The 21,204-nt window shown below is 67.1% G+C and carries 14 protein-coding genes and 3 pseudogenes; 14 read left to right on the top strand and 3 right to left on the bottom strand.

The window, feature by feature from the left end:
• The first annotated feature begins 45 nt into the window (after positions 1-45).
• From ABFO07_RS33530 to lpdA, 4 genes are read left to right on the top strand one after another with little or no spacing between them, the layout of a single operon-like run.
• The gene (locus ABFO07_RS33530; RefSeq protein WP_059557794.1) at positions 46-1,278 is read left to right on the top strand and encodes a 3-methyl-2-oxobutanoate dehydrogenase (2-methylpropanoyl-transferring) subunit alpha; all 1,233 of its coding nucleotides are present in this window, start codon (positions 46-48) and stop codon (positions 1,276-1,278) included.
• A gap of 2 nt (positions 1,279-1,280) precedes the next feature.
• Positions 1,281-2,324: an alpha-ketoacid dehydrogenase subunit beta gene (locus tag ABFO07_RS33525; RefSeq protein WP_059557792.1), complete on the top strand. Its 1,044-nt coding sequence runs from the start codon at positions 1,281-1,283 to the stop codon at positions 2,322-2,324.
• Between the two features lies 1 nt (position 2,325).
• Entirely contained in the window at positions 2,326-3,630 is a 1,305-nt protein-coding gene (locus tag ABFO07_RS33520; protein WP_059923671.1) for a dihydrolipoamide acetyltransferase family protein, read from the top strand.
• Positions 3,631-3,635: 5 nt separating this feature from the next.
• The gene (gene lpdA, locus ABFO07_RS33515) at positions 3,636-5,027 is read left to right on the top strand and encodes a dihydrolipoyl dehydrogenase (RefSeq protein ID WP_059891645.1); all 1,392 of its coding nucleotides are present in this window, start codon (positions 3,636-3,638) and stop codon (positions 5,025-5,027) included.
• A gap of 73 nt (positions 5,028-5,100) precedes the next feature.
• Here the strand turns inward: lpdA and ABFO07_RS33510 are convergent, their stop codons facing one another.
• Positions 5,101-5,487 (bottom strand): type II toxin-antitoxin system RelE/ParE family toxin, encoded by a 387-nt coding sequence (locus tag ABFO07_RS33510; protein ID WP_059810073.1) that lies wholly within the window; start codon positions 5,485-5,487, stop codon positions 5,101-5,103.
• Positions 5,488-5,503: 16 nt separating this feature from the next.
• Positions 5,504-5,806: a type II toxin-antitoxin system Phd/YefM family antitoxin gene (locus ABFO07_RS33505; RefSeq protein ID WP_059881505.1), complete on the bottom strand. Its 303-nt coding sequence runs from the start codon at positions 5,804-5,806 to the stop codon at positions 5,504-5,506.
• Between the two features lie 383 nt (positions 5,807-6,189).
• Between ABFO07_RS33505 and uvrA the strand changes: the two genes are divergently transcribed.
• From uvrA to ABFO07_RS33490, 3 genes are all read left to right on the top strand, one after another.
• Positions 6,190-12,093, top strand: coding sequence for an excinuclease ABC subunit UvrA (gene uvrA, locus ABFO07_RS33500; RefSeq protein WP_060273134.1), 5,904 nt, complete (start codon positions 6,190-6,192; stop codon positions 12,091-12,093).
• 494 nt (positions 12,094-12,587) lie between these two features.
• Positions 12,588-14,594, top strand: a complete 2,007-nt coding sequence (gene rpoD, locus ABFO07_RS33495; RefSeq protein ID WP_059997063.1) for an RNA polymerase sigma factor RpoD — start codon at positions 12,588-12,590, stop codon at positions 14,592-14,594.
• 238 nt (positions 14,595-14,832) lie between these two features.
• A complete protein-coding gene (locus tag ABFO07_RS33490) occupies positions 14,833-15,132 on the top strand; it encodes a hypothetical protein (protein WP_347469769.1) in 300 nt (99 codons plus the stop codon).
• Between the two features lie 35 nt (positions 15,133-15,167).
• On the opposite strand, the gene ABFO07_RS33485 is transcribed toward ABFO07_RS33490, so the two are convergent.
• Positions 15,168-15,419: a hypothetical protein gene (locus tag ABFO07_RS33485; RefSeq protein ID WP_124490497.1), complete on the bottom strand. Its 252-nt coding sequence runs from the start codon at positions 15,417-15,419 to the stop codon at positions 15,168-15,170.
• A gap of 116 nt (positions 15,420-15,535) precedes the next feature.
• Here ABFO07_RS33485 and ABFO07_RS33480 point away from each other — a divergent pair, with 116 nt between their 5' ends.
• From ABFO07_RS33480 to ABFO07_RS33445, 7 genes and pseudogenes are all read left to right on the top strand, one after another.
• The gene (locus tag ABFO07_RS33480; protein ID WP_230961516.1) at positions 15,536-16,408 is read left to right on the top strand and encodes a hypothetical protein; all 873 of its coding nucleotides are present in this window, start codon (positions 15,536-15,538) and stop codon (positions 16,406-16,408) included.
• Positions 16,409-16,595: 187 nt separating this feature from the next.
• Complete coding sequence (locus tag ABFO07_RS33475; RefSeq protein ID WP_059557777.1) at positions 16,596-17,255, top strand: hypothetical protein; 660 nt, start codon at positions 16,596-16,598, stop codon at positions 17,253-17,255.
• Positions 17,245-17,697 carry a sodium:proline symporter gene (locus tag ABFO07_RS33470; RefSeq protein WP_347469768.1) on the top strand — a complete coding sequence of 151 codons (453 nt, stop codon included), beginning with the start codon at positions 17,245-17,247 and terminating at the stop codon, positions 17,695-17,697. The genes ABFO07_RS33475 and ABFO07_RS33470 overlap by 11 nt, the downstream gene beginning before the upstream one ends.
• Before the next feature lie 266 nt (positions 17,698-17,963).
• On the top strand, positions 17,964-19,052 hold the full coding sequence (locus ABFO07_RS33465; protein ID WP_059557775.1) for a sigma-54 interaction domain-containing protein: 1,089 nt from the start codon (positions 17,964-17,966) through the stop codon (positions 19,050-19,052).
• Between the two features lie 29 nt (positions 19,053-19,081).
• Positions 19,082-20,592 (top strand): annotated as a pseudogene (locus ABFO07_RS33455) (integrase); the annotation flags it as partial.
• Positions 20,593-20,618: 26 nt separating this feature from the next.
• Positions 20,619-20,828, top strand: a pseudogene (locus ABFO07_RS33450) (ATP-binding protein); the annotation flags it as partial.
• 24 nt (positions 20,829-20,852) lie between these two features.
• Positions 20,853-21,110, top strand: a pseudogene (locus ABFO07_RS33445) (Imm75 family immunity protein); the annotation flags it as partial.
• Positions 21,111-21,204 lie beyond the last annotated feature (94 nt).

Below are 21,204 nucleotides of genomic sequence, written 5' to 3'. Positions count from 1 at the left end.
GTGCCCCTATCAGCGTGAGACAAAATCGAGCGTGGAGACGACACGATGAGCCTGTCAGAGCCATTGCGTCTGCATGTGCCGGAGCCGACAGGCCGCCCGGGCTGCCAGACCGACTTTTCCTATCTGCATCTATCGCCGGCCGGCGCGGTACGCCGCCCGCCGATCGATGTCGCCGCGGCGGACACTGCCGATCTCGCCCGCAGCCTCGTGCGCGTACTCGACGACCACGGCGAAGCCGTCGGCCCGTGGGCGCCGGATCTCGACGACGCGCGGCTGATCGCCGGGATGCGGGCGATGCTGAAGACCCGCATCTTCGATGCGCGCATGCTGATCGCGCAGCGCCAGAAAAAAATCTCGTTCTACATGCTGAGCCTCGGCGAAGAGGCCATCGGCGCCGCGCATGCGATGGCGCTACGGCACGGCGACATGTGCTTCCCGACCTACCGGCAGCAGAGCATCCTGATCGCGCGCGACGTGCCGCTCGAACGGATGATCTGCCAGTTGATGTCGAACGAGGGCGACCCGCTGAAAGGGCGCCAGCTCCCGGTGATGTATTCGGATCGCGACGCGGGCTTCTTCTCGATCTCCGGCAATCTCGCGACGCAGTTCATCCAGGCGGTCGGCTGGGCGATGGCGTCGGCGATCAAGGGCGACACGAAGATCGCGTCGGCCTGGATCGGCGACGGCGCGACCGCGGAAGCCGACTTTCATACCGCGCTCACCTTCGCGCACGTGTATCGCGCGCCCGTCGTGCTGAACGTCGTCAACAACCAGTGGGCGATCTCGACGTTCCAGGCGATCGCGGGCGGCGAGGGGACGACGTTCGCGGGGCGCGGCGTCGGCTGCGGGATCGCCTCGCTGCGCGTCGACGGCAACGATTTCCTCGCGATCTACGCGGCGTCGAGCTGGGCGGCCGAACGGGCGCGCCGCAACCTCGGCCCGACGCTGATCGAATGGGTGACGTACCGCGCCGGTGCGCACTCGACGTCGGACGATCCGTCGAAATACCGGCCGAGCGACGACTGGACCCACTTCCCGCTCGGCGATCCGATCGCCCGCTTCAAGCGCCACCTGATCGCCAGGGGCATCTGGTCGGACAGCGCGCACGACGCGCTCACCGCCGAGCTCGAGGCCGAGGTGATCGCCGCGCAGAAGGAGGCGGAGAAATTCGGGACGCTGGCCGACGAGCGGATTCCGTCGCCGGCGTCGATGTTCGACGACGTGTACAAGGAGCTGCCCGCGCATCTGCGTCGTCAGCGCCAGGAACTGGGAGCGTGAGCATGGCGCAACGAGAAGCAACGACGACGGCCACGCAGCCGATGACGATGATCCAGGCGCTGCGCTCCGCGATGGACGTGATGCTCGGGCGCGACGGCGACGTGGTGGTGTTCGGCCAGGACGTCGGCTATTTCGGCGGCGTGTTCCGCTGCACCGAGGGGTTGCAGACGAAGTACGGCAAGTCGCGCGTGTTCGACGCGCCGATCTCGGAAAGCGGGATCGTCGGCGCGGCGGTCGGGATGGGCGCGTACGGGTTGCGGCCCGTGTGCGAGATCCAGTTCGCGGACTATTTCTACCCGGCCTCCGACCAGATCGTGTCGGAAGGCGCCCGGCTGCGCTACCGTTCCGCCGGCCAGTTCACCGCGCCGATGACGATCCGCATGCCGTGCGGCGGCGGCATCTACGGCGGCCAGACCCACAGCCAGAGCCCCGAGGCGATGTTCACGCAGGTGTGCGGGCTGCGCACCGTGATGCCGTCGAACCCTTACGACGCGAAGGGGCTGCTGATCGCGGCGATCGAGAACGACGACCCGGTGATCTTTCTCGAGCCGAAGCGGCTCTACAACGGGCCGTTCGACGGCCATCACGAACGGCCCGTCACGTCGTGGCTGAAGCATCCGGCGAGCGCGGTGCCCGAGGGCTACTACACGGTGCCGCTCGACTCGGCCGCCGTCGTGCGCGCCGGCAGCGACGTGACGGTGCTGACGTACGGCACGACGGTCCACGTGTCGCTGGCCGCCGCCGAGGAGACGGGCATCGATGCCGAGGTGATCGACCTGCGCACGCTGTGGCCGCTCGATCTGGAGACGGTCGTCGCGTCGGTGCGCAAGACCGGGCGCTGCGTCGTGGTGCACGAGGCGACGCGCACCTGCGGGTATGGCGCGGAACTGGTGTCGCTCGTGCAGGAGCACTGCTTCTATCACCTCGAGGCACCCGTGGAGCGCACGACGGGCTGGGATACGCCGTATCCGCATGCACAGGAATGGGCGTATTTTCCCGGCCCGGGCCGGGTCGGCGAAGCGTTGCGACGCGTGATGGAGGCTTGACATGGGTATTCACGTCATCAAGATGCCGGATATCGGCGAAGGGATCGCCGAGGTCGAGCTGGTGGCCTGGCATGTGGAAATCGGGCAGACGATCAAGGAGGACCAGCCGCTCGCCGACGTGATGACCGACAAGGCGGCGGTCGAGATTCCATCGCCCGTGACGGGCAAGGTGCTTGCGCTCGGCGGCAAGCTCGGCGAGATGATGGCGGTCGGCAGCGAGCTGATTCGTCTCGAGGTCGAGGGTGATGGCAACCTGAAGCCGGGCGCCGACGTGCGGGAGGCCGCCGTGGCCACTGAAGTCGCTGTCGCGGCGCCGGCTGCAGCAGCGCCTGCGGTTTCGTCCTCGGATGCGGAGCCCCCGGCGAGCCGCGCGCCCGCCGAGCCGCGCCGCGAAGCGCACGCCGCGCCGCCGCGCGCGGCGCTGGCGCCGGGCGAACGGCCGCTCGCGTCGCCGGCGGTGCGCCAGCGCGCGTGGGACATGGGCATCGAGCTGCGCTACGTGCGCGGCACGGGCGACGCCGGGCGGATCCTGCATTCGGACCTCGATGCGTACGCGCGCACCGGCGGCCGGGCGAGCGCGCAAACTGCACGCGGCTACGACGAACGGACCGACGAGACCGAAGTCCCGGTGATCGGCCTGCGCCGCGCGATCGCGCGCAAGATGCAGGAAGCGAAGCGGCGCATTCCGCACTTCAGCTACGTCGAGGAAATCGACGTGACCGAGCTCGAAGCGCTGCGCGCGGAACTGAACCGCCGCTACGGCGACGCGCGCGGCCGGCTCACGCTGTTGCCGCTGCTGATCCGCGCGATGGTGATCGCGTTGCGCGACTTTCCGCAGATCAACGCACGCTTCGACGACGAAGCCGGCGTCGTGACGCGTTCCGGCGCGGTGCACATGGGCGTCGCGACGCAGACCGACGCCGGCCTCACGGTGCCCGTGCTGCGTCACGCGGAAGCGCGCGACGTGTGGTCGATCTCGGCTGAAATCGCTCGGCTGGCCGACGCGGTGCGCGCCAACCGCGCGCAGCGCGACGAACTCACCGGTTCGACGATCACGATTTCGAGCCTCGGCCCGCTCGGCGGCATCGTGTCGACGCCGGTCATCAATCATCCGGAGGTCGGCATCGTCGGCGTGAACCGCATCGTCGAGCGCCCGATGTTCCGCGACGGCGCAGTCGTCGCGCGCAAGCTGATGAACCTGTCGTCGTCGTTCGATCATCGCGTCGTCGACGGCATGGACGCGGCCGAATTCATCCAGGCGGTGCGCGCGTTGCTCGAACGCCCCGCGCTGCTGTTCGTGGAGTGATCCTAATGAAAAATGAACACACCACGCTGCTCGTGATCGGCGGCGGGCCGGGCGGCTACGTCGCCGCCATTCGCGCCGGGCAGCTCGGCATTCCGACGCTGCTCGTCGAGCGCGACCGGCTCGGCGGCACCTGCCTGAACATCGGCTGCATTCCGTCGAAGGCGCTGATCCACGTCGCCGATGCCTTCGAGCAGGCGCGCGACCACGCAGGCGAAGGCGCGCTCGGCATCCGCGTGCACTCGCCCGAGATCGACATCGCGCGCAGCGTCGCGTGGAAGGATGGCGTCGTCGACAAGCTGACGCGCGGCGTCGGCGCGGTGCTGAAGAAGAACGGCGTGCGCGTGCTGCACGGCGATGCGCGCGTGATCGACGGCAAGACCGTCGAGGTCGACGCCGGCGGCGAGACGATCCGGATCGGCTGCGAGCATCTGTTGCTCGCGACGGGTTCGGAGCCGGTCGCGCTGCCGTCGATGCCGTTCGGCGGGCATGTCGTGTCGTCGACCGAGGCGCTGTCGCCGAAGACGTTGCCGAAGCGGCTGGTCGTCGTCGGCGCGGGCTACATCGGGCTGGAGCTCGGGATGGTCTATCGCAAGCTCGGGGTCGACGTCAGCGTGGTCGAGGCGGCGGAGCGCGTGCTGCCCGCGTACGACGCGGAGCTCGTGAAGCCGGTCGCCGATTCGCTTGCGCGGCTCGGCGTCAGGATGTGGCTCGGCCACAAGGTGCTCGGGCTCGCGGACGACGGCGCGGTGCGCGTGCAGGCGCCCGACGGCGCCGAGCGGACGCTGCCGGCCGATCGCGTGCTGGTGGCGGTGGGCCGCCGGCCGCGCGTCGACGGCTTCGGCCTCGAGACGCTGCCGCTCGAACGCAACGGCCGCGCGCTGCGTATCGACGACGAATGCCGGACGTCGATGCGCAACGTGTGGGCGATCGGCGACGTCGCCGGCGAGCCGATGCTCGCGCATCGCGCGATGGCGCAAGGCGAGGTGGTCGCGGAGCTGATCGCTGGCAAGCGTCGCAAGTTCGTGCCGGCGTCGATTCCTGCTGTGTGCTTCACCGATCCGGAGATCGTGACATCGGGGTGGTCGCCGGACGATGCGCGGGCGGCCGGCGTCGATTGTCTGAGCGCGTCGTTTCCGTTTGCCGCGAATGGGCGGGCGATGACGCTACAGGCGACCGACGGCTTCGTGCGGGTGGTCGCGCGGCGCGATACGCACCTGATCGTTGGGTGGCAGGCGGTCGGGCGAGGCGTGTCGGAGCTGGCCGCGGCGTTCTCGCAGTCGATCGAGATGGGCGCAAGGCTCGAGGATATCGGTGGCACGATACACGCGCATCCGACGCTCGGCGAGGCGATGCAGGAGGCCGCGTTGCGGGCGTTGGGGCACGCGGTGCATATCTGAGGGGGGCGTCGGCGAGCACTGGGCGGGTCTTGGGCGTGGGCGGGAGTCATTGCGATTCCCTCGGATGATCCGCTCACGCCGGCCAGTGACCCGCGAAATCAAACGACAGTTGCCGAGGGTGGCGAATGGATAGCAGATACACCGCGCCCCCGATCTGCGCATACAGCAGCAGGTAGTGCGTCGCCACGTACTCGCGCAGTTCGCTGCCTTCGGCAATGACGTCGAGTTGTTCGGCCAGACGCGCCATGCCGTTGCGCGCCTCCACGGAGCGGGCAGGCCGTTCGAGGAACAAACGGCCCATGCCGGGAAAGCGCTCCAGATTAGGGATGACGGTATCCGTCAATTCTTCCAGCAGAGCATCGAACGCTTGCGGGGTTTCGGCTTCCAGCAGGAATGCGTCGATTTCTTCAAGGTTGTACTCGAAGTTCGCGGTGAGCTTTACGGTATGGAGGGCAGTCACGGGGCGAATCGGCCGGTTAGCCGGCTGCTTTGTTGGTGCGACGGCGCTTGATGTCGGAAAGGGTGCTGCGCGCGTCTTTTACCTTGCCCGCGGACACGTCGGCCAGGCCCTTGCTCGCGTCTTCTATCAGGAACAAGTGGATGCGCTCGCGTTCCAGCTGGTGATAGTAGTCCAGCCGCTCGGCGTCGATGATGGCAACGTAGCTTTCGCCATTTTTCGTGACGATCTTCTCGGCCCCGGCCTTCACCTGGTCGGCCAGTTCGGACAGATTGGCCCGGGCTTGGGACAGCGAAATCACATCGCGGGCTGAGATGGGCATGGCTTTCTCCGTAGGCTGCGATTTTGTACAGAATGTTGCACATTCTACTGCAATTCATTCTGTACCGCGAAGGTCGTGATCTGGCCTGGAGCGGAGCGCCGGAGGCCGTCAGGGCTGGCGTGAGCAGGAGTGACGCAGGCGAAATCATCCACGCCGTCCTGGACGTCATCACAGTGCAGGGCTAGGGGGCGACGCCGTGCAGCCTGTCGGTTTCGGGTTTAAGGAAGCGGTGAACGCACGGCACCGCCCGAGACACCCCCGAAACAGCCACGGATGGAGAACTGTACGAATATACAGTATAGTATTCGTCCGAAACCGGACCGCACCCGTTTCCGCATCGCGGCGCCGCGCCCCTGGCCAACCCACCCCGACGAGCAGACAAATTGTCATCCAGCAATCAGATCCGCATTCGCGGCGCACGTCAGCATAATCTGAAGAATCTCGACCTCGACCTGCGCACCGGCGAAATGACGGTCGTCACCGGCCCGTCGGGCTCCGGCAAATCGAGTCTCGTGTTCGACACCTTGTACGCGGAAGGCCAGCGGCGCTACGTCGAGACGTTCAGCGCGTATGCGCGGCAGTTTCTCGACCGGATGGACCGGCCGCAGGTGGACCGCGTCGACGGCGTGCCGCCCGCGATCGCGATCGACCAGACCAATCCGGTCCGCAGTTCGCGCTCGACCGTCGGCACGATGACCGAGCTCAACGACCATTTGAAGCTCCTGTACGCGCGCGCAGCGGAATTGTTCGACCGCAAGAACGCGCAGCCGGTGCGGCACGACACGCCGGAGACGATCTACGCGGACCTCGCCGCGCGCACGGCCGATCGCGATCCGCGGCTCGTGGTGACGTTTCCGGTCGAGCTGCCGGAAACCGTGACCGACGAGGAAGTCGAGCAATGGCTGTCGGCGAGCGGCTATACGAAAGTGCAGGCGCAGCGCGAAGTCGCGTCGCCCACCGGGCCGCGCAAGGTGCTCGACGTGGTGGCCGACCGTTTCCGCTTGCATCAGGCCGACAAGGTGCGCGTGATCGAGGCGATCGAGGCGTCGCTCAAGCGCGGCGGCGGGCGCGTGAACGTCTACGTGCTCGCGCAGGTGCCGGAAAACGCCACCGCCGCGGCGCCGGAATCCGAGGTGTGGCGTTTCTCCACCGGGCTCCACAATCCCGACAGCGACCTCCGCTACGCCGATCCGCAGGCCGCACTGTTCTCGTTCAATTCGGCATACGGCGCATGCGAAACCTGCCGCGGCTTCGGCCGCGTGATCGGCGTCGATCTCGGCCTCGTGATTCCCGACGCGCGCAAGACGCTGCGCGGCGGCGCGATCAAGCCGATGCAGACGCCCGCGTGGAAGGAGTGCCAGGACGACCTGATGCGCTATGCGGCGAAGGCGAACATCCGGCGCGACACGCCGTGGGGCGAGCTGACGTCCGACGAGCGGGACTGGGTGATCAACGGCTCGCCGGACTGGAACGGCAAGTGGCAGAGCCAGTGGTACGGCGTGAAGCGCTTCTTCGGCTACCTCGAATCGAAAGCGTACAAGATGCATATCCGCGTGCTGCTGTCGAAATACCGCAGCTACACGCCGTGCGACGTGTGCGGCGGCGCGCGCCTGAAGACCGAATCGCTGCTGTGGCGGCTCGGCTCGAAGGCGAACGCCGACGCGGCGCTCGCGCCGGCCGGCCGCTTCCTGCCGCGCGGCGTCGACTGGACCCGCGCACAGCTCGAAGCGCTGCCGGGCCTGACGGTGCACGACCTGATGCTGCTGCCGATCGAACGCATCCGCCGCTTCTTCGACGACATCAGCCTGCCGAGCGCGCTGCTCGACGACGCGCTGAAGCTGCTGCTCGCCGAGGTGCGCACGCGGCTGAAGTATCTGTGCGACGTCGGGCTCGGCTACCTGACGCTCGACCGGCAAAGCCGCACGCTGTCGGGCGGCGAGGTGCAGCGGATCAACCTGACGACGGCGCTCGGCACCTCGCTCACGAAGACGCTGTTCGTGCTCGACGAGCCGAGCATCGGCCTGCATCCGCGCGACCTGAACCGGATCGTCGAGGCAATGCAGCGCCTGCGCGACGCGGGCAATACACTGGTGGTGGTCGAGCACGACCCGTCGGTGATGCTCGCGGCCGACCGCCTGATCGACATGGGGCCCGGCCCGGGCGAGCGCGGCGGCACGATCGTCTACGACGGCACGCCCGGCGATATCCGCTCGGCCCGCACGCTGACGGGCGAGTATCTCGGCGGCCGCAAGCACGTCGCGCACGCGTCGCACTGGTCGCGCCGCACGGTGGACGCGCACACGCCGCGCATCGTGCTCGAGGGCGCGAGCGAGCACAACCTGCGCGACGTGACGGTCGAGATTCCGTTGCAGCGCCTCGTGTGCGTGACCGGCGTATCGGGGTCGGGCAAGTCGACGCTGCTGCAGGACGTGCTCTATCCGGCGATGGCGCGGCACTTCGGCAAGGCGACCGAATCGCCGGGCGCCTACCGCCGCCTGACGGGCGCGGAGCAGGTGGGCGACGTCGTGTTCGTCGACCAGTCGCCGATCGGCAAGACCACGCGCTCGAACCCGGCGAGCTATGTCGGCGCGTTCGACGAGATCCGCAAGCTGTTCGCGAAGGCGCCGCTCGCGCTGCAGCGCGGCTACGGCGCGGGCACGTTCAGCTTCAACTCGGGCGACGGCCGTTGCCCGACGTGCGGCGGCTCGGGCTTCGAGCACATCGAGATGCAGTTCCTGAGCGACGTCTACCTGCGCTGCCCGGACTGCGACGGCCAGCGCTACCGCGCCGAGGTGCTCGAAGTGCGGATCGCGCGCGACGGCCGCGCGCTCAGCATCGCCGAGGTGCTCGACCTGACCGTCAGCGAAGCCGCGGCGTTCTTCGCCGCCGACGCCGAGGTGCTGCGCGTGCTGCAGCCGATCGTCGACGTCGGGCTCGAATACGTGAAGCTCGGCCAGCCGGTGCCGACGCTGTCGGGCGGCGAGGCGCAGCGCCTGAAGCTGGCGGGTTTTCTCGCCGAATCGGCGAAGGCCGGCAGCGGGCGGCGGGTCGTCACGGAGGAGCAGCGCGTCGCGCAGGCGCGCCTGTTCATGTTCGACGAACCGACCACGGGGCTGCACTTCGACGACATCGCGAAGCTGATGCAGGCGTTCGGCAAGCTGCTCGCCAGCGGCCATTCGCTGATCGTGATCGAGCACAACCTCGACGTGATCCGCGCGGCCGACTGGCTGATCGACCTCGGCCCGGAAGGCGGCGACGGCGGCGGGCTCGTGCTGTGCGCGGGCACGCCCGACGACGTGAAGGCATGCGCCGGATCGCATACGGGTGTGGCGCTGGTGCATTACGACCGCGCGATGGGCGCCGAAGCCGAACCGGTAGACGAGGGCGTGCCGTTGCAGGCCGCGCTGAACGCGGCGCGTGCGCGGCGGGCGGTCGAAGGCGAGGACGTCGTGCGCATCGTCAACGCGCGCGAGCACAACCTGAAGGCGCTCGACGTCGACATTCCGCACGGCAAGTTCAACGTGGTGACCGGCGTGTCCGGTTCCGGCAAGTCGACGCTCGCGTTCGACATCCTGTTCCACGAGGGCCAGCGCCGCTACCTCGAATCGCTGAACGCGTATGCGCGCTCGATCGTGCAGCCGGCGGGGCGCCCCGAAGTCGACGCGGTGTACGGCATTCCGCCGACCGTCGCGATCGAGCAGCGCCTGTCGCGCGGCGGCCGCAAGAGCACGGTCGCGACGACGTCCGAGGTGTGGCATTTCCTGCGGCTGCTGTACGTGAAGCTCGGCCTGCAGCATTGCATCCACGACGGCACGCCGGTGACGTCGCAGACCGTCGAATCGATCGCCGCGCAGCTGCTGCGCGATCACCGCGGCGAGCACGTCGGGCTGCTCGCGCCGCTCGTCGTCAACCGCAAGGGCGTGTACACGGATCTCGCGAAGTGGGCGAAGGCGCGCGGCAACACGCATCTGCGCGTCGACGGCGAATTCGTGCCGGTCGACCCGTGGCCGAAGCTCGACCGCTTCCGCGAGCATACGATCGAGCTGCCGGTGGCCGACCTCGTCGTGTCACCGGACAACGAGGCCGAGCTGCGGCAGCGCCTCGACGAGACGCTCGAGCTCGGCAAGGGCGTGATGCACCTGCTCGCGCCGCTCGACGGCCTGCACCATGCGATGAGCAACGATCACCCGACCACGGGGATCGGCGAGGTCAAGGTGCTGTCGGTCAAGCGCGCATGCCCGGTGTGCGGCACGAGCTATCCGGAGCTCGACCCGCGGATGTTCTCGTACAACAGCAAGCACGGCTGGTGCACGACCTGCGTGGGCACGGGCCTCTCGCTCACGCGCGAGCAGCGCGCGGCCTACGACGACACGGTGCTCGCCGAAGACGGCCGCGGCCGCGAGCAGACCTTGCCCTCCGACGAGCAGGAGCCGGAAGGCGTCGGCGACGAGCCGTGCGCGGATTGCGGCGGCACGCGGCTGAACCCGTCCGCGCGCGCGGTGACCTTCGACGGCCATCCGATCGTCGACGTCGCGCAGTGGACCGTGTCGGATTCGCGCCGCTGGATCGACGGCCTGCAGCTGTCGGGGCGCGACGCGCAGATCGCGCGCGACATCGTCAGCGAGATCGGCAGCCGTCTCGCGTTCCTCGAGGAAGTCGGGCTCGGCTACCTGAGCCTCGACCGCGCGGCGCCGAGCCTGTCGGGCGGCGAGGCGCAGCGCATCCGGCTCGCGGCGCAGCTGGGCAGCAACCTGCAGGGCGTCTGCTACGTGCTCGACGAGCCGACGATCGGCCTGCATCCGCGCGACAACCAGATCCTGCTGGACGCGCTGCGCAAGCTCGGCGACAAGGGCAATACGCTCGTCGTCGTCGAGCATGACGAAGACACGATTCGCCGCGCCGATCACATCATCGACGTCGGCCCGGGCGCCGGCAAGCGCGGCGGCACGCTGGTCGCGCAGGGCGGCGTGGCGGAGCTGTCCGCGCAGCCCGATTCGCTGACGGGGCGCTTCCTCGCGCAGCCGATCGTGCATCCGCTGCAGCCGCGCCGCGGTGTGAGCCTGCCGGGCGCAAAGAGCGGTGCGGCGGCGCCGGAGAACTGGCTGACGGTGCACGGCGGCAGGCTGCACAACCTGCGCGACGTGACGGTCGGCATTCCGCTCGCGCGGCTCGTCGCGGTGACGGGCGTGAGCGGCTCGGGCAAGTCGACGCTCGCGCGCGACGTGCTGATGACGAACCTGCTCGACGCGGTGGGCCGCTCGGTGCTGTCGTCGCCGGCGACGCGCCGCGCGCGCAAGGCCGCGGAGCAGGACGCGCCGGCCGCGAAGCGCCGCGCGAGCGTGCTGGCGCGCAGCGCGCCCCGGCCGTCGCTCAACGTCACGCATGCGTGGCAGGGCTGCGAATCGATCAGCGGCTGGGAGCATATCGACCGCGTGCTCGAAGTCGACCAGACCCCGATCGGCAAGACGCCGCGCTCCTGCCCGGCGACCTATATCGGCGTGTGGGACACCATCCGCAAGCTGTTCGCGGATACGCTCGAGGCCCGCGCGCGCGGCTACACGGCATCGCGTTTCTCGTTCAACACCGGCGACGGGCGCTGCCCCGCCTGCGAAGGGCAAGGCGTGCGCACGATCGGCATGAGCTTCCTGCCCGACGTGAAGGTGCCGTGCGACGTGTGCCACGGGCAGCGCTTCAACCCGGAGACGCTCGCGGTGACGTGGCGCGGCCGGAACATCGGCGACGTGCTGACGATGGAGATCGACGAGGCGGTCGAGTTTTTCGCGCCGATCTCGAACATCGCGCATCCGCTGCAGCTGATGAAGGACGTCGGCCTCGGCTACCTGACGCTCGGCCAGCCGTCGCCGACGTTGTCCGGCGGCGAGGCGCAGCGCATCAAGCTCGTCACCGAGCTCAGCAAGGTGCGCGACGACGTCACGCGGCGCGGCCAGAAGGCGCCGCATACGCTGTACGTGCTCGACGAGCCGACGGTGGGCCTGCACATGGCGGACGTCGCGCGGCTGATCCGCGTGCTGCACCGGCTGGTGGATGCGGGGCACAGTGTCGTCGTGATCGAGCACGACCTCGACGTGATCGCGGAAGCGGACTGGATCATCGACCTCGGGCCGGAGGGCGGCGTGGGCGGCGGCACGATCGTGGCGGCGGCGCATCCGGAAGGGCTCGTGCAGGTAAGCGCGAGCCATACGGGGCGCGCGCTCGCGCCGGTGCTGGCGCGCAGCGGGCCGGAACGGGGCGAGGCGGTGCGCGGCGCAGAGGCGGGCGTCGGCTGATCGGGTGGGCTTTTGAGGTAGGGTCCGGGCGCCGGCCGGCGCCCGCGGCCTGCCGGCGACATGATGAGCGGCGTGCGGTACCGGCGTCGGCCGGATCGAGCGCGGCTTGCAATGCAGCGGAGAAGGGACAGATCGCGGATTCGAACATGTGTTCGCGCCGAGCTTCGATGCCGAAGGCGCTCGCAACAACCGTCTCGGCGAGCCGATCGTCGAACGTCCGTCTCGCCTGACCGGGCAGCGCCATCACCCTCGCCGACCGCGACGTTCCTCGGCCGGGGGCCCCTGCCGTGCAAGCAGACGCCATGCAAAGTGTTGCGTTGCACAAGCATGTCGGGTAAAATTTAGGGTTCCCCATTCTGCGCGCACCGGAATCCGTGAGATGCACTCCGGCTTCGACTGTCCGTGCGCCATCCCACGATTTCGTTCGCACCCCGTCAGACTTGACCGCCGTCAGGTCAGCAACGATCGTCGGCCAACCTGTCGAGGAGAGTGTATTGGCAAATCCAGTTCGCGATGATTCAGCTTCCCGCGTGACCGCAGCCGCGTCGAAGGCCGGCCGTCGCGCCCCGAAGGGCAAGACCCAGGGCGTCGCCGCGCCGCAGGACACCGCGTCGACCGCGCGCCAGGACGAAGAGCGCCAGCGCCAGATGCGCGCGCTGATCGCGCTTGGCCGCGAGCGCGGCTATCTCACCCACGCAGACATCAACGACCACCTGCCGGACAACTTCACGCAGACGGCTGCGATGGAGACGATCGTCAGCACGTTCGGCGACATGGGCGTGGCCGTGTACGAGCAGGCGCCCGACGCGGAAACGCTGCTGTTGAACGACGCCGCGCCGGCCGTGGCGTCCGACGATCAGGCGGACGAGGAAGCGGAAGCCGCGCTGTCGACCGTCGATTCCGAATTCGGCCGCACGACGGACCCGGTCCGGATGTACATGCGTGAAATGGGGGCCAGCGAACTGCTGACCCGCGCCGGCGAAATCGAGATCGCAAAGCGCATCGAGGACGGCCTGCAGGACATGATTCAGGCGATCGCCGCGTGTCCGTCGGTCGTGTCGACGATTCTGGCCGATGCGGAACGCATCGCCGCCGGCGAACTGCGTATCGACGAGCTGGTCGATGGCATCAGCGACGACACGGACGAAAGCGGCGCCGCCGACGAAAGCGGCGCGGCGCTCGAAGCCGACGAGGTGGAGGCGGCAGACGCCTCCGACGACGACTCGGACGGCGACGACGATGAAGCGGCCGACAGCGGGGAATCGGAGAAGGCGAGCGCAGCCCGCCTCGAGGCACTGACGAACGACAGCCTGGCGATTTTCGCGCGTGTGCGTGCGCTGTTCGAGCAGTTGCCGGATGTGCCCGTGACCGGGCAGGCCCGTGCCGAGGCGGCCGCGAAAGTGCGCGTGGAGATCCAGCGCGAACTCGCGCCGATCCGCTTTACCGCCAAGACGATCGACCGCCTGTGCGCCACCGTGCACGACCAGGTGACGGAAGTTCGCGCAATCGAACGCAGCATCCTGGAGATCGCGGTCGACCGTTGCGGCATGCCGCGCGACGCGTTCGTCGAGTCGTTCCCGGGCTGCGAGACCGATCTCGAATGGACGAGCCGCACGGCGGCGACGTCGAAGCAGTTCGGCGCGGCGCTCGAGCGGCATCTGCCGGCGATCCAGGCCGGGCAGCAGAAGCTCATCGACATCGAGGCCAAGGTCGCGCTGCCGCTCCAGCAGCTCAAGCAGATCAACCGCCAGATGAGTGCCGCCGAGCTGAAGATGCGGCAGGCCAAGCGCGCGATGATCGAGGCGAACCTTCGCCTGGTCATTTCGATCGCGAAGAAATACGTGAACCGCGGCATGCAGTTCCTGGATCTGATCCAGGAAGGCAACATCGGCCTGATGAAGGCGGTGGACAAGTTCGAATACCGGCGCGGCTGGAAGTTCTCGACGTACGCCACCTGGTGGGTCCGGCAGGCGGTCACGCGTGCGCTGGCCGATCAGGCGCGCACCATCCGCGTGCCGGTGCACATGATCGAGACGATCAACAAGCTGAACCGGATTTCGCGCGAAATCCTGCAGCAGACCGGGCAGGAAGCGCATCCGGCCGTGCTTGCGAAGCGCATGGAGATGTCGGAAGAGAAGGTGCGCAGCATCCTCAAGATCGCGAAGCAGCCGGTGTCGCTCGAAACCCCGGTGGGCGACGATGCCGACGCGACGCTCGGCGACATGATCGAGGACGCGTCCGCGAGTTCGCCGGCCGAGGCCGCGATTCACGCGAACATGCGCGCGGCGATCGACGAGGCGCTCGACGGGCTGTCGCCGCGCGAGGCCAAGGTGCTGCGGATGCGCTTCGGGCTCGATACGACCTCGGATCACACGCTTGAAGAGGTCGGCAAGCAGTTCGACGTCACGCGCGAGCGGATTCGCCAGATCGAGAGCAAGGCGATGCGCAAGCTGATGCATCCGAGCCGTGCGGACAAGCTGAGGCCTTTCCTCGAGCGTTGAGACATGGCGGCGGCCCTTGGGCCGCCGCCTGGGCTGTCCCGGGATCGCAACGCAACGCGGTTGCCGGGGCCGCATGCCAATATCGTATTTCTTGAGCTAGCACCCTGCTAGTTGCTCCGGACACGCCGGAGCCGGCCACGCTTCCAGCCTGGCTGAGCGACAGATATCCCCAACCAGATCGCCATACTTCGCAATGAACCGCTTGCGTTTCATTGCCAATATCGTTCCAGGTCCATCAATGCATGCCGACGCATGCCACTGCTCGATCGCGACCTCGGCCGCAGCGCGCGTCGGAATTCATGGGCGGCGTACCGACCGGCGGGGCACGCCGTGCACGCGGTCGAGCGGCCGTGGGTGGGGCGGCCGCTACGTGACGCCCCAGGATGTCGACAATTGGAAAATCGCGGTGCTGCGGCCCGATCTCGCGCTCGCGAAGAAGAACGGACAGTCGTACCGGCCGGTCGTTTTCCCCGGATTCTCGTGGCACGACCTGTTTCGCGGCGTCGGTATGATCGGCTGCGTTGCAAAGTTGCGGTGAATGGCCGGTTATCCGGGGCCATCCACCGCAACGATTCATGCTGCCTGGTTGAAGTAGGTAATCAGATCGGTGGTCTGACCTGCAGCCAGCGCGGTCTTTACTTCCTGTTCCGACGTTCCTGGCGTGAGCTGAGCATGGTTCATGTTGATATCGATGAGCAAGCTGCCGGCCTGATCGTAAGCTGCCGTCCATGCGGCAATCGCCTGATCCAGATCGTATCTTCTCCCCGATACGCCAGCGATGTGTTGCGTTCGACCAATCAGCAACCGTTGGCGCGGCTCGTGCAAGTGTGTGCTCGTCCTGCCGGCTTCGCGCGCTGCGCCATGCATTCGTGATTTGCATTCGCCAAGTACAGGATCCGATACACGATGTCGGTCCACGTACCAACTGTAGAGGAGATGCAATGGATTCACGCGTGACCAGTGGTGGGCCCAGCGGACTGAGCTTGTTGTTCAAAGGGGGCGGCCAACCGGAAAAAACACCAGCATCCAACCCGCATCGCGAACCGTCCAAACCGTCTCAGGCGCTCGCACCGCTCGTGCCATTCCAGCAGCCTGCGCAACTGAACCTTCCCAGGGCCTATTTGCATACGACCATGCCGCACAATCGCTCCTCTATCAACCAGGAAGGATTGATCGCGGGCGGTTATCGCAATAGCGGGGGGATCGGCGACGGTTCCGGGAACCCTTGCCATCATGGGGTATTCGTCGTGAACCCCGGAATGGCGCAGCACATGGGTGGTGATGCGCTTCCTGAGCCCGTCGCCGTCTTTTCCAATCGGCACCCTGTTGAAGACGTGAATTACAAACCGCTCGGAACGGCGTCGTTTTTTCTGTCCGATACGAACGAGCCGGCACGCATCCCGCCGTTGCGCACTGCCGGGATCGTCGATACAGCGCATCATTCCGCGCAATTTCCGATGACGCCCCGCACGGCTCAGGGCGCACTCAATGTGATTCGGGCGCAGAACCCCGGCAACCCCGAGGCGAACGCGCTGACGCCTGAGACTGCTGCGGAAAAGCTCTTCGGCAAATTCAGGGAAAACTTTCCGATGGAGGCATACGAGCTCACGGCCTACACGCCGACCAGCCGCCATGATGGCGATTCGATCCACGACGGCGATTCGATCCATGACGGCAATTCGATTTCGGAACAGCCGTCGGCTTCCACCTCGACAGCTCCGCACAATCCGCTGCCGATCACGCGCAGCTCAACGGCTGCGCCGGTAGTCACGACGACATCACCCCAGTTCGGTTCGCTTGACCGGCGCGCCTGACGCGTTTGCAGCGTGGCTGCCCGGCGCAGCATCCACCGCCCCCGGGCACCCCCGGCTCGGGACGCCCGACGCCACCTCTGCTTGAAGCGCCCCGCGCGCGCTCGGCTCGCCCGCTATCAGGAAGATCGGACAAGAATGCATGTTAGTGTTTCGAAGCGAGATTCCCAATATGAACGAGAGGTGAGTGATGGATCGGCCAGACAAATCGGCAAAAGCCCGCGCGGCGCTTGATCAACTGTTCTCGGGCGTTGCGCCTGCGGACGCGAATCGCGCGTCACGTCCCGGCAATCCGTTCGACGCGCCGGATGGCGGCGCCGGCGTCGATCCCGCCGTTCGCGGCAGGGTCGAAGTCGCGCTGTCGACCAGAATCCAGCTGCGCGGCTACCCGAATGCGGACGCGTTCATGAAGCGCATGGCCGAAGCCTGGGGCCTGGAGTGGGGCACATACGACAGCGTTCAGGCCGTGGCAAGGCTGCCCGCCGGATGGCGATTCCGCCAGCTCCCGGGCGTCACGCAGATCGTCGACAGGCACGACATACTGCGAGCGGAGAGCAGCTTGCAGGGCGGCGAGATGTCCTATCTGAAAGTGCATCCTCGATACTATATCGACGCACGCAAGGGGTTTGCGTGGGGAGTCGCGGCCGATGATCCGGAGCTGGACGGCCCCGACTGGCACTGCGTCGTGATCGATCGGGAAAAATCCGGCGAAGTGCATGAAATGACGAGCTCGTCGTTGAAAGCCGATCTGGAGCGTGCGCGGGCGACATTGCTGAAGTGGCTTGACGATCACTACCCCGATCATCGTGATCCGTTTGCGTATTGGACGGATTGCGAACGTGCGTCATAACGCGGTCCCGGTTTTCTGGGCCGCGTTCGGCGCGGCGGTCGCGTCGACCGCCGTGGAGTTGCCGCTATGGTGGCTTGCCGGCGACGACGTCATTCGGAACCTGATTCGCGACGCGCACCTCACGGCAGCCATCGTGATGGGACGACGCGTGCTCGCGCCACCCGCCGGCTTCGATCCGCTCGTGATGGGCGTGGCGACAGTCGTGCATTTCTCACTGTCGATCGCCTATACGGCTGTGCTGGCGAAAGTGGTGCGCAGCATGTCGCTCCGGTCGGCGCTTGTCGCCGGGGGCGCGTTTGGACTCGTCCTGTACGGCATCAACCTGCACGCATTCACTGCGATCTTCCCGTGGTTCATTCCGGTTCGCGGCGTGATCACGCTCGCTGCCCATCTGGGATTCGGGATCACGGCAGCCGCGATCTACCGCGTCCTCCGACGGTAAGCGCGGCAACGATTGCCGACGAGCCCCCGAGTCACACATTCGCCGCACGCAGGCGCCGTTCATCGGCTGGCTCATTCCCGTCGTTCGTCGCCCGGCGCGGGATGCGAACTTTCCGGCCGATTTCGTCGCGCCAACCCGGGATTCGTTATCAACCCGACGCAGCGAAGCATCACAGCAATCGGTATTTTGCGCGCGGCCCAGGTTGACTAAGATCAAACACTCGTGCGGACGCCTGATTCGATAACCGGTCCGCCGGTGCTCGAATCATGGACAACCGCACAGATTCCCCCCCGCTCATTTCGCTGCCGGAAAGCGAGCATCGCCCACTTTCGGTGCGCGCGAAGGCGCTCGTGTTCGCGGACCCCGCGTCGCGCGCCGTGCTGCGCTTCGTCGAGCAGATCGGGCCCAGCGCGGCGCCCGCGCTGATTCTCGGCGAGACGGGCACCGGCAAGGAGCTGGTCGCCCGGCACATCCATCACGTCAGCGGCCGCCAGGGCGCGTTCATCGCCGTCAACTGCGGCGCGATCAGCCAGCAGCTCGCGGAGAGCGAACTGTTCGGCCATGAGGCCGGCGCGTTCACGGGCGCGAACGGGCGCCGCGTCGGCTACTTCGAGGAAGCGCACGGCGGCACGATCTTTCTCGACGAGATCGGCGATCTCGCGCCGTCGCTGCAGGCGAAACTGTTGCGCGTGCTGCAGGAGGGCGAGGTGACGCGCGTGGGCGCGACGCGTGCGCGGCCGGTCGACGTGCGCGTCGTGGCCGCGACCAACGTCGATCTCGAGCAGGCCGTGCTGGCCGGCAATTTCCGCATGGACCTGTTCTACCGGATCAATCTCGCCCGCGTGCGCCTGCCGCCGCTGCGCGAGCGGCCGCAGGACATCCTGCCGCTCGCCGAGCATTTCCGCGGGCGCTATTGCGCGCAGCTGAAGCGGCCGCAGCCGATGCTGTCCGAGGGCACGGTGCAGGCGCTGCAGGCGTATCCGTGGCCCGGCAACATCCGCGAGCTGGAAAACGTCATGCATCTCGCGCTGCTCGTGTCGAACGGCAACCTGATCCGCCCGGAGCACCTGAAGTTCTCGGAGGCGCTCGCCGGCTACGCGCGTGCCGACGCCGCCGCGACGACGCTGCCGCAGGACGACATCCGCGCGGGCGTGCGCCGCCTGTTTCGCGGGCCCGGCGAAAGCCTGCTGCGCGACATCGAGGAGCTGGTCGTGGGCGAGGCGTTCGAGCATTGCCGCTTCAGCCAGGTGCGCACGGCCGCGCTGCTCGGCGTCACGCGCAATACGATGCGCACGCTGCTCGCGCGTTACGGGCTGCTCAACGAACCGCGCCCGGAATCGGCGCTGGACGACTGACCCGGCTCGCCCGCATGCGCCCGCGGGCGCAATGTCGTCAGCGCCGTCTCGTGGCTGCCGACTATCCGTTCAATACGGCGAGCCACGCGATTTGGTCGCTTTCGGCCCGTGTCAAAAGCGAACTGCTGAGCGGATTCGGCACCGCTGCGCGTGCCGCAGGCGCGACGCATCTGAGAGGACTGCCGCGCAGCGAGGACTGCCGCGCAGCGATGATTTTGCTGCGCCCGCCGCAACACGTCCATATCAGGTCGTTGAATTCGACGGACACCGGCTCGATATCCGTCTCAAGGTCACGATGCTCGATCCGCTCGGTTTTAAGCATGAGTTCGAAATCGAACGCGTCCGGTTGCTGGTGATCATTGACGTTTGCACACGCGCCGTGCTCGGGCATCACCTGGTTCTGGCTCGCGAATACAGTCGCTACGACGTCATCAAAGCAATCGAAGCGGCGCTCGAGCCGCATCGAGCCCGGTCCTTCACGATTCGCGAACTCGACTACCGTCCCATGGATGGCTACCCGTCACAACGCATGCCAGAGCTCGCCTACGTGACGTGGGAGCACATCAAGCTCGACAACGCGAAGGCGAATCTCGCTACCGAGTCGCTGGCTGCCTTATGCGAGTTCGTTGGCTGTCAGGTCGCGGCCGGACCGAAGCACAGTCCGGATGAGCGCCCTTACATCGAGCGGTTCTTTGGCACGATCGCCACTCGGTTGTCCTCGCGCTTTCCGGGCTACACCGGTAGCCATCCTCACGATCTGCGTCGCGCGTTGTCGGACCGCAAGGGCAATCTGCGTCTGTTCGTGTCCTTCGACGAACTGGAAGAGTTGATCGAATACGCGATCGCGAGTTACAACGGCACGCCACACACAGGACTCGACAACGTCACGCCGCTCGAGGCAATGGAATCCTTCGTCCGCGGCAGACACACGCTCGTGAACTGGTTGCCGGAGCCCCGCCGTCGCACGCTGTGCCTGATGCAGTCGGCGAAGCGCTGTCGCGTCCACGCCTATCTGAATCAGGGTACCCGACCGCATATCAACCTCTACGGTGTTCGATACACGAGTCCCGTTCTGGCTTGCAGCACCGGGCTCATCGGTAAGCAATTGCTCATCTACCTGAACGCGGACGACTTGCGCAGCGTCCGAGCGTTCCTGCTCGACGGCACCGAATTGGGTGTCCTCGACGCGCAAGGCGCGTGGCACGTCGTGCCGCACAACCTGACCTTGCGACAGGAGATTCGCACGGCCCAAGGCAGCAAGCATCTGCGGGCATCACTGGATGCCCGCGGGATCGAGAAATATATCCGCGCCAAGCTCGAGCCGGCCGGGAAAACCTGCCGGGCCGCGTCCGATTTGGCGCAGGCGGCTCGCATCCTGGCGGCCGCCCCAATCGTTCGGACGCCGCCGGGACCCGTGCCGACATCGATGTCCACGTCGACCGCCGTATCCGCCCCGGCCACCAGTGTAGTGCTGGCCGACGCCCCGTGGGTGCGGGCGCATCCTCGCAAGCTGAAGATCGGCACCGGTCAGGTAGGTTGATCCACCGTTTCCGAAAGGAGGACGTCATGTCAGTCGAGATTCCACGTCCCATCGATCCGGCGTTACATCCCTTGGCGACCGGCAATTACCGGATCGCTACGCCGACGATCGAGGCCTTTTACGATCTTGTCGCGAAATGTTTACGTTATCGCATCATGGGCGCGCTCATCTATGGACCGCCGCGCATTGGCAAGACCCGTGCAATCGGATATCTGCGCCTGCTGCTGGCTCGCGAGTCGCAGGACTTGGCAGCCAGTTTCATGCGTGACGTGCGGGCACTGGTCGCGCTCAAGCGTGAGTTGTTGCCGGGCGTGACCCCCTTCGTCGACAGCGTTCGACTCGAAGCGATCGACGATAAAGCTGACCGACTCATGGTAACGACCTCGGTTGGGGAAGAGGCGCGCTTGGTTCATTTCAATCCCGATTTCACGGGAACGCCGTCGTTCGGGCGACGCCTGTATCGCTTGCGCGACTGGACCGATGACCTTGCCGACTGGGTGGATCGGCTGCGTCGTGAGGGACAGCTGGCCGGCAACGTGAAGCGTGAAGCTGCGGCGATTGGCGGTATGATCCGCGTCGAGCTGACCGGATGCCGCGAGGTGTCCGCGCGCC

Source organism: Burkholderia stagnalis, assembly GCF_039848545.1.
GTDB lineage: Bacteria > Pseudomonadota > Gammaproteobacteria > Burkholderiales > Burkholderiaceae > Burkholderia > Burkholderia stagnalis.
This window is presented reverse-complemented; position numbering and strand designations above follow the sequence as displayed.

Coding starts and splice junctions, on each gene's coding strand:
- ABFO07_RS33475 (WP_059557777.1), top strand. CDS start 16,596: ATGGATCGGCCAGACAAATCGGCAAAAGCCCGCGCGGCGCTTGATCAA.
- ABFO07_RS33465 (WP_059557775.1), top strand. CDS start 17,964: ATGGACAACCGCACAGATTCCCCCCCGCTCATTTCGCTGCCGGAAAGC.
- ABFO07_RS33530 (WP_059557794.1), top strand. CDS start 46: ATGAGCCTGTCAGAGCCATTGCGTCTGCATGTGCCGGAGCCGACAGGC.
- ABFO07_RS33480 (WP_230961516.1), top strand. CDS start 15,536: ATGGATTCACGCGTGACCAGTGGTGGGCCCAGCGGACTGAGCTTGTTG.
- ABFO07_RS33505 (WP_059881505.1), bottom strand. CDS start 5,806: ATGCCCATCTCAGCCCGCGATGTGATTTCGCTGTCCCAAGCCCGGGCC.
- ABFO07_RS33525 (WP_059557792.1), top strand. CDS start 1,281: ATGGCGCAACGAGAAGCAACGACGACGGCCACGCAGCCGATGACGATG.
- ABFO07_RS33520 (WP_059923671.1), top strand. CDS start 2,326: ATGGGTATTCACGTCATCAAGATGCCGGATATCGGCGAAGGGATCGCC.
- lpdA (WP_059891645.1), top strand. CDS start 3,636: ATGAAAAATGAACACACCACGCTGCTCGTGATCGGCGGCGGGCCGGGC.
- ABFO07_RS33490 (WP_347469769.1), top strand. CDS start 14,833: ATGCATGCCGACGCATGCCACTGCTCGATCGCGACCTCGGCCGCAGCG.